Source organism: Ructibacterium sp. SJQ-7 (assembly GCF_054696575.1).
This window is the reverse complement of record NZ_CP195193.1, coordinates 666,835-680,198: the sequence shown is the minus strand read 5'-3', so window position 1 is coordinate 680,198 and position 13,364 is coordinate 666,835. Positions and strand designations below refer to the sequence as shown.

General features: G+C 39.9%; 7 protein-coding genes. 6 read left to right on the top strand and 1 reads right to left on the bottom strand.

Translation table 11 applies throughout. From position 1 onward, the window contains the following. Positions 1-177: 177 nt before the first annotated feature. Positions 178-4,920 carry a glycosyl hydrolase family 28-related protein gene (locus tag ACSAMO_RS02985; protein ID WP_499209820.1) on the bottom strand — a complete coding sequence of 1,581 codons (4,743 nt, stop codon included), beginning with the start codon at positions 4,918-4,920 and terminating at the stop codon, positions 178-180. 202 nt (positions 4,921-5,122) lie between these two features. On the opposite strand from ACSAMO_RS02985, the gene ACSAMO_RS02980 reads away from it, so the two are divergent. From ACSAMO_RS02980 to ACSAMO_RS02955, 6 genes are all read left to right on the top strand, one after another. Continuing rightward, entirely contained in the window at positions 5,123-6,994 is a 1,872-nt protein-coding gene (locus ACSAMO_RS02980; RefSeq protein ID WP_499209819.1) for a glycoside hydrolase family 3 C-terminal domain-containing protein, read from the top strand. Between the two features lie 105 nt (positions 6,995-7,099). After that, a complete protein-coding gene (locus ACSAMO_RS02975) occupies positions 7,100-8,260 on the top strand; it encodes a LacI family DNA-binding transcriptional regulator (protein ID WP_117968538.1) in 1,161 nt (386 codons plus the stop codon). Between the two features lie 215 nt (positions 8,261-8,475). Continuing rightward, entirely contained in the window at positions 8,476-9,657 is a 1,182-nt protein-coding gene (locus ACSAMO_RS02970; RefSeq protein WP_499209818.1) for a substrate-binding domain-containing protein, read from the top strand. A gap of 211 nt (positions 9,658-9,868) precedes the next feature. Next, the gene (locus ACSAMO_RS02965; RefSeq protein WP_117968536.1) at positions 9,869-11,425 is read left to right on the top strand and encodes a type 2 periplasmic-binding domain-containing protein; all 1,557 of its coding nucleotides are present in this window, start codon (positions 9,869-9,871) and stop codon (positions 11,423-11,425) included. Positions 11,426-11,448: 23 nt separating this feature from the next. Beyond that, complete coding sequence (locus ACSAMO_RS02960) at positions 11,449-12,396, top strand: ABC transporter permease (protein WP_117968535.1); 948 nt, start codon at positions 11,449-11,451, stop codon at positions 12,394-12,396. A gap of 21 nt (positions 12,397-12,417) precedes the next feature. After that, the gene (locus ACSAMO_RS02955; protein WP_117968534.1) at positions 12,418-13,302 is read left to right on the top strand and encodes a carbohydrate ABC transporter permease; all 885 of its coding nucleotides are present in this window, start codon (positions 12,418-12,420) and stop codon (positions 13,300-13,302) included. The last annotated feature ends 62 nt before the right edge of the window (positions 13,303-13,364 follow it).

Here is a 13,364-nt window from a genome sequence, read left to right as displayed (position 1 = left end):
ATAACAATTATAACACTTTAATATATCAAAATCAATCTTTTTTTGAGAAAAATATGACAAATAAGCGTATTTGGTTATAATGAATACAATTAAATGAATTTGTCAGTTAAAAATACAGCAGAAATGAAAAAAAGAGACCCGAGCAATAGCGTCGAGTCTCCCAAAGTCAGTTTATGATTATTGGGTCTTAGTCGATGTATAAGCGGAAAATATAGGTTCAGCAACGGGCATCATTCCGAATTCCCCATCTATATCATTCCATCTGAATAATGCGACTTTGTAATATTCTATGTTGGGAACAGTAATGTTTTCGAATATTAAAGTGTTTTCTTCAGGGGATTCTTTAACCGAATGCATTCGCACGCTTATAAGGACACCCGAATTATCATACAGTGCAAGTATTGCTGTATATGGATTGGTAAAAGGCTGTGCAAGCATTGCTGTTGCGGTAAATGTAAGTCCGCTATCCGACTCTGTCGCAGTTAAAGCTAAAAAATCTTTATCAGGAGCAGGAGTATCTGTTGTATGCGGGATATCCGGAGTATTTGTAGGTTCAGGTATACTTGTGGACTCTGGAGTATTTGTAGGCTCTGGAGTATTAGTGACCTCAGGAATTGTTACAGGCTTTTCAGACGGGATAACGGATACATCTCCTGACCATACAGAATCTACTGATCCATACAGTTCAAGTTCAAACAAACGGAAACCATATTTGTACTGAACCGAGCCATCCTCTTTTGTGTCAGGATTGTTTATATCGCTGTAGCCGCCTTCGGGGAAAGTGATTGTAAATTCATCTGCTGTTATATCAAGCGTTGATGACAGCACATAAGGCAGACTGCGCGGATAGCCTATTTCCGCAGGACTTTGCGCAGTGAACGAATGAGTGGATATATCAAAGCCTTTAGGATACCAGCCGTTAGGTCCCCATGCGTACAGCGCAAGCTGAGAAATACTGTATTCCTTATCAAAAGATGCCGAAACAAAGCTTGAAGAAGGCGTTGCTTTTGGGTCAACATGCCAGAACATTGAGAAATTGCTGTCGCTTGCTTTATTTCCGTCAAACATATATTCAGGGCTGCTTAAAAGCTCTGAGCCTGTTGCAGTGATTTTATATTGCAAGTTTTCATCCTTGTATAGCTTTACAATCGGCTTGTTTTCTGCCGTAATTTCAATATGATCCGCTGTGAGATTGTAAAGATTAAACACCTCCGAATTAGAATTATTTTCCGACGCCTCAGCCGCTCCGTTTAAAAGGTTGAGTGTCTTTCCGTTTACAGTTCCTTCTAAAATGATTCCGTTTACATTGACACGAACATCATCGCTTTGTTCCTCCTCCCACACAAGCTGTATGCGATTAAATTCTGTTGTTTCGTTAAGCTCGGCGATATATGTCGGTTTGGAGTTTAGCGGATAATATGTACCGGGTCTTGGATTGAGCGGTGCTCTCGGCTCGGAATTTGGTTTGTCTGATGGCTGTTTTGTTGTTTCTGGCAGGCTGTTATAGTTTCTGTTAAAAAACAAATCCCTAAAGGAAATATTATTCTCACCGATTACAGGCTGCACAGTGTTTGCGTTGGCGTTGTTTATCCATCCGGTTTGCAAAAAGACATATGCGTCATTGCTCAAATCCGCAAAAGCAGTTCTGCTTACACCGTTAAAGGTGGAGTTATACATATATATTTCTCCGCCGTTCGAGCGTATGTTAGCTGATGGTGTTGACCATGCGCTGGTATTAAGAAAATCACATCTTCCGCCGTATCCTTCGTCTGCGGTTATATGTGATGAATCAGTATAATAAAAGCTTACTATCTGCGTATTGACAAAATCCACATTGGCATTGTCTGCAACTCTCAGTCCAAAACGAGAGCCGTCGGCGCCCTGACCTATACAAAGTCCCTTTGTATCACCTTTCAAGGTGAGTGAGCTTGAACCGAAAATGCTGAAATTATTGTAAAGCAGTATGTTTTTACAATTGTCAACCGTGACACAATCAAGGTTCATTGACATATATTTTTCCATATACGGTTCATTTACTGAGCTGCGCGGGTCTATATTGCTGCCGTTTGCGTCTGTATAGCTGTTAATAGGTGAGTCTTCCCAGCAGCCGAGCTTGTTTTGCGAACCGTACAGCAGAGAACCCCAGTTAAATTGAGTATTTGCAATAACGCCGTTATCGGAATTGGCAATATCTATTTCACTGTGCCACGCAATGCCCGCAACCCCGTTTATATAATGGTTATTGCAGGAATAGGTCTTGAAATCTATGCCGTCATACACATTGCGAAGAGCGATGTTTTTAACATATATATTATTGCCTTGTCCCCGAATCATATAGGGAGAGGGATTGGGTGAGGGAAGATATTTCTGACCTATACAGTTAAATGTAATACCATTTATACCGCTGCCGCCTCTGAGCATAACCCATGCAGGTTCATTTAGCTCATTGTCCCTTTGTACGCTTGCGCCATGAACATATACTTCTGATTCACCGCTGCTCTCGCCTGAAACTTTAGAGGCTTGCAGAAGTATGTGGCCTACATTATCGACATTTCCTTGATAGGCATCCGGAAATTTAGCGGCAGACTTGAATATCTCGCCCTTTTGGTTGCCCTTTGTGGCTATTACGGTGGTTGTGATTGTTTTATTGTTTATATCTGTAAGGTCAAGTTCCCATCGGAAAGAATACATTTCATCATTCAAAAATTCAGTTTTTACGCCGCCTAGTAGCTCAAGGATATTACCGTTAGCCTTGAAATTGGCTATACGAAAAGCATCCGCATTTTTATTTGTTCCTGCATCATGTCTTGAAAGTGTTATAAAAAATTCGCCGTTCTCTTTAATGGATTTTGGAGACACAACAGCCTCAATGATATATTTACTGTCGCTTTTCCCGCATTCAAGCTGAGTTGAATGGTCAAATGCGTGAGCCTGTTCTGCGGCTGCAGCTGAATACAATCGTAAGCCGTAGGGTGTGACTGTTACAGAACGTGCAGCTGTACCGTCTTCGTTTACAATGGGAGAGGGCACTTCTCCAAAAATACTGTTGCCGCTTAAGACATTATCAATTCCGTCAACGGTTTTTGTGTTAAGTTCCGTGAAGGAGGTATTTAAAAATTCATTTTCGGGAACAACGGTATCAAATATAGTTCCGAGCTTTATCGGTAAGCGCGTATGGTCTATTGCGCCTCTGAGTTCAACACCGGCTGCAACTGAAAGGGGTGACTTTAATGTATATCTGCCGGGTGGACAGAATACAATACCTCCGCCGTTTGCTTCGGCGTCATCAAGAGCCTGTTGTATTGCCGCTGATGCGTCCTGTTCACATGGAGAGTTGAATTTTTGAAAGTCAACCTCGTTGTGCGGCGCGTTATACGGCGCATTGGTTACAACGAATATATCAGGCTTATACGGTTTTGTGACAAGGTTGGGCTCTTCTGTAATGCTGCTTACATTTGGAGGCATATATTGCAATGTATTATGTATAACCTGACTGCTGTTTTGATTATCTATGGCAGGAAGATTATCTGATGAAGAAATAATCAGCTGTCCTGTTTTTATAACGGGATTTCCATTTTTATCAAGAACTGTATCAGTGTTGTTTTTCAGCGTAATAGAAGGGCAGTTCTTAAATTCCGCGCCTGCGATAGAAACATTGCTGCTTTGAATATCTATGTTTCCGTCAATCTTTGAATTTCCTATACACATTCTCGAAAGAGCGTTATAGTTGATTGCATAATTGCTGCCGCTTATAACAGAGTTTGCTATTTCAAGATTGCCGTTGCCTGATTCGATGCCGTTTACAGCTTCAATTCCTGTGTCACAGTCATATATATTCATTTCAGCAACGAGCATACCCGCGCCGGAGGTTCCTTCTGAGAATAATCCTACTTCACAGCCGGATATATCTGCATTGTATATCTGTCCGTTAGGATACGACCATGCGTTCATAGTACCGTTAAGATCTCCGTCTTTGTAGCTTAGAACGCTGTGAGAAAGTGTAAACTCCATACCATGCTTACAGCCTTCAATTTCAGAAAAAGACAGATATGACCAGTCTATTCGCCCGAGCTTGATACCGGTTGCGTTTTCCTTTGTATACGTTCGCAGAGAATTTTCACACTCTTTGGCGTTATCAAGTTCGGAGTTAATCCAATAATCGGGCGAGATATGAATATTAGTGAAACGACCAACATCAGCAAGACCGTCAATATCAACTGCGGTGTGCAAGGGCGATATGTATACATTTTCAATATTGGGACAACCGCTTGAATAGGGTCCCTGACGAATAGCGTTGTATGAGTTCACAAATGTAACATTGCTTATTCTCGTGCTGTCCGCGCCCCATGTTTTAGGGTCGTACATACGAATAGTCGTCGGGTAGGGGACAATATTGTCAGGTGCCTGTTCGGGATACCATATATTTATTCCCTTGATGGATGCGTTTGGTTCGAGTGTTATAAACGGCATATTTTCAGTCTCACTGTCGTAATTGTCATTTATATCATTTTCTCCGCGTCCTGAGTATGCCATAAGTATTGTTCCGGCAGCCTTTCCGTTGTTTTCGTCAGGACTTTGCCAGTCGCCGGCAAGAATTACTCCCTGAGGTATTTTCAGTGTTCCCTTTACAACATAGCGTCCTGCAGGTAAAAATAACGTGCCGCCTCCGATTTTGTATAATTCGTCAAGAGCGGTCTGGATTTTTTCAGTTACATCAGTTCTGCCGTTAGCGGAAATTCCAAAATCCTTGGCTTCATATCCGGCTATAACATAATCGTCTGTTTTGTATTGTGTTTTTACTACATGCCAATTCGGATCAGGTGCGGCGGCATAGGATGTTGAAACAGGCATTGAAATGGCAATTATGGCAGCAGCCTGAACACCAGTGCATATGCGAAGCAATTTTGATGATAAATTCATATTGAAAACCTCCAGCAAAAAGAGTTTGTATTATATTCGAATACATATAATAAGTATAACAATTGACAATTTAATTCTATACTAAAAACATAACAAAGTCAAGAAAAAAGTATTGAATGTTATAAAAACATATGATAAACTGTATTTATAAAAAATTGAAAACAGTGGAATTATGAGAACTCTGTTCAGGGAGGTAAATATAATGGAGGATTTTAAGGAACGGGCAAAAGAGCTTGTGTCAAAAATGACATTGGCTGAAAAAATAGCACAAATGCAGCATGACGCGCCGGCAATAGAACGTCTTGGAATTCCGGCATATAATTGGTGGAATGAGGCTTTGTATGGCGTTGCGCGCAGTGGAACTGCGACTGTTTTTCCACAGGCAATTGCAATGGCAGCATCATTCAATGAAGATTTGATGTATAAGGTGGCTGAGGATATTTCAAATGAGGTGCGTGCCAAATATAACGGATACAAATCATTTGGATCAACAAAAATATATCAGGGACTTACCTGCTGGGCGCCGAACATAAATATTTTCAGAGATCCGCGTTGGGGCAGGGGTCATGAAACCTACGGGGAAGACCCGTATCTTGCAGGAGTGCTTGGTACGGCATTTGTAAAAGGAATGCAAGGTGATGGCAAGTACAGAAAAACAGATGCGACATTGAAGCACTTCGCTGTTCACAGTGGACCTGAGGGAATAAGACACAGTTTTAATTCTGTTGTCAGCGAAAAGGATTTGCGTGAAACTTATCTGTGGGCGTTTAAATATTGTATTGATAACGCAGAGCCTGCGGCAGTTATGGGCGCATACAACCGACTAAACGGTGAGCCTTGCTGCGGCAGTAAAACATTGCTTCAGGATATTCTCTGTGATGAGTGGGGGTTTGACGGATATATTGTATCAGATTGCGGAGCTGTTTGTGATTTTCATACACATCACAGAGTTACAGAAGATGCAGCTGAGAGTGCTGCGCTTGCTGTAAACAATGGCTGTATAATGAACTGCGGAGCTGAATATGCTTATTTGATAGCCGCCATAGCAAGAGGACTTGTGAGCGAGGAAACCATAACAAAAGCGGTGGAAAAGCTGTTTGAAGCAAGGTATAGACTGGGAATGTTTGATGATGACTGTGAGTACAACGACATTCCGCTTGATGTCATAGAATGTAAGGAGCATATGGAAACAAATCTTAAGATGGCGCAGGAAAGCGTTGTTCTTCTTAAAAATGACGGAATACTTCCGCTTAAAGGAACAGAACACATTGCGGTAATAGGACCTAATGCAGATGACGTTTCTGTGCTTCTTGGCAATTATAACGGAACACCATCGAGGTATTCAACCATACTCAAAGGAATACAAGATAAAGCAAGCGGGCATATTACATATGCAAAAGGCTGTGATATATCAAACTCAAACTCACCGCATATTCCGTTTGAGGAGGCAATTATAGCAGCAAGGAATGCAGATGTGGTAATCCTTTGTATGGGGCTTAATACTTTGCTTGAAGGAGAGGCTGGAGATGCGTATAATGCCGATTACAGCGGCGACAAGCGTGATTTAGAACTGCCTCCGTGTCAAATGAGGCTTTATGATGCAGTTATTGCACAAGGGAAACCGACTGTATTCTTTAATGTAACGGGAAGCTGTACTAATTTGTCGCGTCAGGATAAAGAGTGCAATGCAGTATTGCAGGTGTTCTATTCGGGCGCTATGGGAGGAGAGGCAGTGGCGGACATATTATTTGGTAATGTTAGTCCAAGCGGGCGTTTACCGGTGACTTTTTATGAGTCGATTGATGATTTGCCGCCATTTGAGGATTATTCAATGGAAAACAGAACATATAAGTTCTTTAAGGGAAAACCTGTTTATGAATTTGGTTATGGACTTACATACTCAAATATAACTGAAAATTGGATTGATGATAAAACTGTTGAAATTGAAAATAAAGGATATATTGATACCGCATACAGCGTGCTAAGATATGAATACATTCCTCATAAAAATCTCTGCGGATTTAAAAAGATTTTTCTTAAAGCGGGAGAAAAAGAAAAATATATCTTTTTATAAATGATATATTTCGTACAATAGCTATTTGACAAATTGTCTCAAAAGTGATATATTAAAATAAGAAAGAACACAGTTTAAGATATATTATTTTGGAGGAAAATACAAATGTCAGATAAGAAGCCGCTATATATGCAGGTTATAGATAAATTAAGGGAACGGATTAAGTCTGGAGATTTTGAATATGATGTTCCGTTTGTGACTGAGGACAGGATAACAAAGGAATTCGGTGTAAGCCGTATTACTGCTATACGCGCATTGGAAGAGCTTGAAAAGGCAGGTATAATTAACAGAAAAAGAGGCAGCGGAAGCTTTGTTTCGCGTGAAGCGGTTGATATTATAGAAGGCAGAAGTGTGTCTGATATCAGGACAAATTCGGAAAATAAAGACAGAGAAGTATTACTTGTAGCATTAGTGCTGCCATTTGACATAAAGCTGGGAAATATGTTTAAATGTTTTGATGGTATTAACAGTGTGTTAAATAAAGAGAATTGTTTTGCCAGTATATATAATGCAAACCGGGATGTTGAAACTGAGGCGAGTATTTTGCGCTCTCTTTTAAATCAAGGTATAGACGGAGTTATATGTTATCCTGTAAACGGCACAAAGAACTTTGAGGTATATAACCAGTTTCTTGCAAAAAAAATTCCGCTTGTTATTATTGATAATTATATTGAAAATATGCCTGTGAGTTATGTTGCATCGGATAACTTCGGGGGAACAAAGATGCTGTGTGAGTACGCTATAAGTAAAGGGCATAAAAAAATAGGCTTTTTCAGCAAACGAAGAATAAATGAGTCGTTGTCGATACGCGACAGATATATGGGCTATACATCTGCTCTTGCTGAGAATAATATTGAGGTAAATCTTGATTATGTATGTGTTGATCTTGACGATAAGTATAATATGCTTAATGAAACAGAGGCGGCTCGGTATGACAGTCTGAGAGCGTATATCGCTGAGATTATAGGACAAATGCGCGCAGAAGGAGTTACCTGTATTTTATGCCAGAATGACTGGGTTGCCGTTGAGCTGTATTCTGTTTGCGAAGAACTTGGAATATCAGTTCCTGATGATATGTGTATTATGGGATTTGACAATATGGACGAACTCAATAATATGCATGGCGGAGATAAAATAATAACCGTTGAACAGGACTTTTATGAGATAGGTGTGAGGGCAGGAGAAACAATACTTAAAGAAATCCGTGGGGAAGAAAAGGGTATAAGAGATGTTGTACCGGTAAAATTGATTACACGGGATTATTAACAGAATAAATATTGGATAATTCAAGGATATGTGAGATTGAACTTTTCACATATCTTTTTTTGTTAAGAAAATATAATAAATACAACACAAATACAAGAAAAAAACGAAAAAACACTTGACTTTGATATATTATATTGATATAATTTATATATCAAATGTTGAAAATCTGCAAAAACCGTAGAAAATTTTATTACAGTGTGAGGTGGGACCAATATATGAAAAAAATACCTTTATATTCAAAAATTATAGACGAGTTAAAGGAACGAATAAGAACAGGTGATTTTGAATATGATGTTCCCTTTGTGACAGAAGAAAAAATAACAAAGGAATACAATGTCAGCCGTATTACCGCAATCAGAGCACTTGATGAGCTTGAGAAGATAGGAGTTATATATAGAAAACGCGGCAGCGGAAGTTTTGTTACGGAGAATGGCATAGAAATACTTGACGGTGTGCAGAATGATACTAACGAGAAAGAAACTGTGTTTATTAAACGAAATAAAGAACTGTTACTTATCGCGCTTGTGCTTCCGTTTGATGTAAAAAGAGGCGGAATGATGGAGTGTTTTAACGGAATAAATGATTTGCTCAACAGTGAAAACTGTTTTGTACGTGTTTATAATACAAACGGGAAAAACGAGACTGAGGCAACCGTACTTAGGGAACTTTTGGACAATGACATAGATGGGGTTATCTGTTATCCTAAAAATGATAATAAAAATCTCGAAATATTTAATCAGTTTCTGACGAAAAACATACCACTTGTACTTATTGATAAATATATAGAAAATATGCCCATAAGCTATGTTGTGCCTGACAATTATAACGGCGCACGGGAACTATGCAATTATGCCATAGAAGCTGGGCATGACAGAATAGGATTTTTCAGCGTGACTGATTTTTCAGGAGTTTGCTCGCTGCGTGAACGATATATGGGATATGCTATGTCCATGAATGACCACGGCAAAGAGGTTAACCTTGACGATGTGCTGATAGGAGACCGAAGAAAAGATTTTTACTGCGAAGGTATGAAAAACGACGGCGAATATTTAAGGCATGCGGTAAAAAAGCTTTATAAGTCCGGAACAACCGCGATTATATGCCAGAATGACTGGGTTGCGAGAGATATTATTCATTGCTGTGATGAACTTGGAATATCAGTCCCAGACGATATGCTAATTATGGGGTTTGATCATGTAAACGCTTTTACTCCTATTGATGTTGGCGAAAGGATAACTACGGTAGAACAGAACTTCTATGAAATAGGTAAAAAAGCGGGAGAAGTGATTCTTAAAGAGTTGCAGGAAAGAAAAGGACAGTGCCTGAGAGTTGTAGTTCCGATGAAGCTTATTGAAGGTGTTTCGGATAGCGTCCTGAAAGAAAACGTATATGTTTAAAGACAGCCATTGTTTGATATAGCATAAATGATATATCAAACAATGGCTGCTTTTTGTATATTTCTTCGAAAATAATGGATATTTTTTTATAAAATATATTGACATTCTATATTAAATATGCTAAAATAAACTTAAATGATATATCAAACAATAAAACAGCTGTTTGATATGGGAAAGAGTTAAAACATTTAAAAAGAGGAGGAGTAAGAACATGAATAGTAAAATTAAAAAGGCTTTGTGCGTTGCTGTGGCAGGTGCCTCGCTTGTCGGTGCCTTGAGCGGCTGCAGTAATAGTAAAGAGGTTTCAAATGTTGTTACATATTGGGCAGGTATTCCGATGGGTGACGGAAGCAGCGATGCAGAAAGTATTCCGTTTGTTCAATATCTTCATGAGGCTACAGGTATAGATGTGGATTTCACGATTGCCTCAAGCGATGGGGGACAGAGAACAGAGCAGTTCAATATATTGATTGCTTCTAATGAGTATCCTGACATTATGGAATCAAACTGGGCAGGATTTAAAGGCGGCGCTCAGGGAGCGATTGACCAGAAAGTCATAGTACCTCTAAATCAGTATATGGATGAGGGTAAGCTGCCGAACTTTGTAAAATACCTTGAAGAGCATCCTGAGATTGACAAACTTTTAAAAACTGATTCGGGCGAGTATTATACAATCCCGTTCATCCGCGAGGATGATAAATCGCGTATGTTTAACGGACCTATTCTCCGTAAGGATTGGCTGGATGAACTTGGACTTGAAGTCCCGGAAACTATTGACGAGTGGGAAAATGTTCTTGCTCAGTTCAAGGAAAAGAAAGGTGCGACTGCACCGCTGACAATTCTCTCTAACTTCTGGGATGTGGGTGCATTTATGGGCGCATACGGCGTTAAAAATGGATTTATCCTTGACGATAGCGGCAAGGTAGTATATGGACCTATGCAGGACGGATATAAAGAGTTTCTTATAAAAATGAATGATTGGTATAAGAAGGGTCTTTTGGATAATGGATTTGCTCAGATTGACGGAAATATGCTTAATTCTCAAATGACGTCGGGAAAATCAGGCGCAGCAGTATTCTCGGCAGGCGGAGGAATGGGTAAATGGCTTGGCGCAATGTCAGACGATCCCACATATGACCTTGTAGGCGCGAAATTCCCTGTGCTTAACAAGGGCGACAGACCGAGATTCGGTACGAAAGCATCTGCATTTGATGGTTCAGGTGCTTCAATAACAACATCATGCCCTGAAGAGAGAATTGACAGTGCACTGAAGCTTCTTGATTATGCTTACAGCGATGAAGGAAGAAATCTGTTCAACTTCGGTAAAGAGGGTGTTGACTACACAATGGTTGACGGCAAGCCGACTTATACTGATTATGTAACAAACAATCCTGACGGAAAAACAATGTCTGAAATGCTTGCTCTTGAAACAAGAGCCACAGGCGGTCCGTTTGCTCAGAGCGTAAGATATACGGAGCAGTTCCTTGGTCTTCCTCAGCAGAGCGCTGCCGTTGACAACTGGAGAGATACAGATGATGAAAAATATTCGCTTCCGGCTGTTATGGCACTTACACAGGAAGAATCTGATGAATATACAAGAATAATGACTAATGCTAATACGCTTAAGGGCGAAAAGTTTGTTAAGTATATTCAGGGGACGGAAAGTATTGATACTTGGGACAGTTATATAGATGAGCTTAAAAATATGGGTATTGAAAGAGCTATAGAAATTGAACAGGCTGCATACGAAAGATTTTTGAGCAGATAAATTTTTGCGAGGGGGCTTCGGAAATGCGATTAAGAAAAAATAAGGCAAACACTTTAAAAGTAAGCAACCGCGGAGTTATAAGAGCGGATTTTCACAGAAATAAATGGGCGTATTTTATGTTTATACCTGTACTTGTATGGTATATTGTATTTTGCTACGCTCCGATGTATGGCGCTATAATCGCATTTAAGGATTATTCGCCGTCCCTGGGAATATTGGGAAGTAAATGGGTAGGATTAAAGTGGATAAAGGAATTTGTTACAGATTACTATTTCCTGCGTCTGCTGAAAAATACTTTGGTTATCAGCGTAACTTCACTTGTTGTAAACTTTCCGATACCTATCATATTTGCACTTTTGGTGAATGAACTTAGAAGCAAAAAGTATGGTAAGCTGGTTCAGACTGTTACAAGTCTGCCGCACTTTATATCATTGATGGTTATATGTGGTATGATTAAGACATTTACGATGGATACCGGCATAATAACAAAGATTGTCGGAGCGCTTACGGGAGATTATAGCAACCTTCTGAATAAACCGGGAGCGTTTGTTCCTATATACATACTTTCAGGAACGTGGCAGGAAATGGGCTGGAGCGCTATCATATACATAGCTGCTCTTGCGGGAGTTGACCAGGAACTTTACGAAGCTTCCGCCATAGATGGCGCAGGAAAGCTACGGCAGGTGTTTGCAATAACTCTTCCAAGCATTATTCCGACAATAGTCGTTATGCTCATACTGAGAATAGGCGGTCTGTTAAATGTCGGATATGAAAAGATTATTCTGCTGTATAATGAGGGTATATATGATACGGCTGATGTAATATCGTCATTTGTATACAGACGAGGTATTGTTCAGAGCGACTGGAGCTACAGTGCGGCAGTCGGCTTGTTCAATTCGGTAATCAACTTTATACTGATTATCACGGCAAACAAGATAAGCAATAGACTGACCGAAAACGGTTTATGGTAAAGGAGAGGGGTTGTGTTTGAAATGAAAATAAAACGCAGTAAAGCAGAACAAGCGTTTAATATATTTAATATTATACTTATGTTTGTTCTAATGGTTGTAACTCTGTATCCGTTACTATATGTATTGTTTGCATCGCTATCGGACGCGTCGAAACTGATGCAGCATAGTGGACTTCTGTTCAAACCGCTTGGGCTCAATTTGTCCTCGTATAAAATAGTTATACAGGATAGGCAGATTCTCAGCGGCTATATGAACACAATCATAGTAGTTGTGGCAGGAGTACTGATAAGTATGGTGCTTACTATACTTGGAGCGTACACTCTTTCGAGAAAGAACCTTTATTGGGGCAAGATGATTTCGATGATAGTAATTATTCCTATGTTTTTCAGCGGAGGATTAATACCGTTTTACTTGCTCGTAAAGAACCTTGGAATGTTGGATAGCCTTTGGGCGCTTATTCTTCCAACCGCCCTGTCTACATATAACATGATGATAATGCGTACGGCATTGGCGGGGGTTCCAAAGGCGCTTGAGGAAGCGGCGGAAATTGACGGGGCTAATCCGTTGGTCGTTCTTTTCAGAATTCTTATTCCGCTTACAATTCCTACGATTGCTGTTTTAATTCTCTATTATGCGGTTGCAAACTGGAATTCGTGGTTTAATGCTATGCTGTTTTTGCCGAAAGCAAAAGAAAAGTGGCCGCTGCAGCTGGTATTAAGGAATTTACTTATTCAAAATCAAACGGACGATTTAACATCGGGGGTAGCGGCAGCCGATAAATTTTCGGTTTCTGAAACAATTAAATATGCTACAATTATAGTATCAACGCTGCCAATACTATGCCTGTATCCGTTCCTGCAAAAATACTTCCTGAAGGGTGTCATGGTCGGCAGTGTGAAGGGTTGATGATTTTTACCTCAGAAAAATATAAATTGCAGTGAATTTTAATGACCGGCATAGAATGAGAG

Excerpts from the sequence above, each read along its gene's own strand:
- ACSAMO_RS02955 (WP_117968534.1), top strand. The coding sequence starts at position 12,418 with ATGAAAATAAAACGCAGTAAAGCAGAACAAGCGTTTAATATATTTAAT.
- ACSAMO_RS02980 (WP_499209819.1), top strand. The coding sequence starts at position 5,123 with ATGGAGGATTTTAAGGAACGGGCAAAAGAGCTTGTGTCAAAAATGACA.
- ACSAMO_RS02985 (WP_499209820.1), bottom strand. The coding sequence starts at position 4,920 with ATGAATTTATCATCAAAATTGCTTCGCATATGCACTGGTGTTCAGGCT.
- ACSAMO_RS02965 (WP_117968536.1), top strand. The coding sequence starts at position 9,869 with ATGAATAGTAAAATTAAAAAGGCTTTGTGCGTTGCTGTGGCAGGTGCC.
- ACSAMO_RS02975 (WP_117968538.1), top strand. The coding sequence starts at position 7,100 with ATGTCAGATAAGAAGCCGCTATATATGCAGGTTATAGATAAATTAAGG.
- ACSAMO_RS02970 (WP_499209818.1), top strand. The coding sequence starts at position 8,476 with ATGAAAAAAATACCTTTATATTCAAAAATTATAGACGAGTTAAAGGAA.
- ACSAMO_RS02960 (WP_117968535.1), top strand. The coding sequence starts at position 11,449 with ATGCGATTAAGAAAAAATAAGGCAAACACTTTAAAAGTAAGCAACCGC.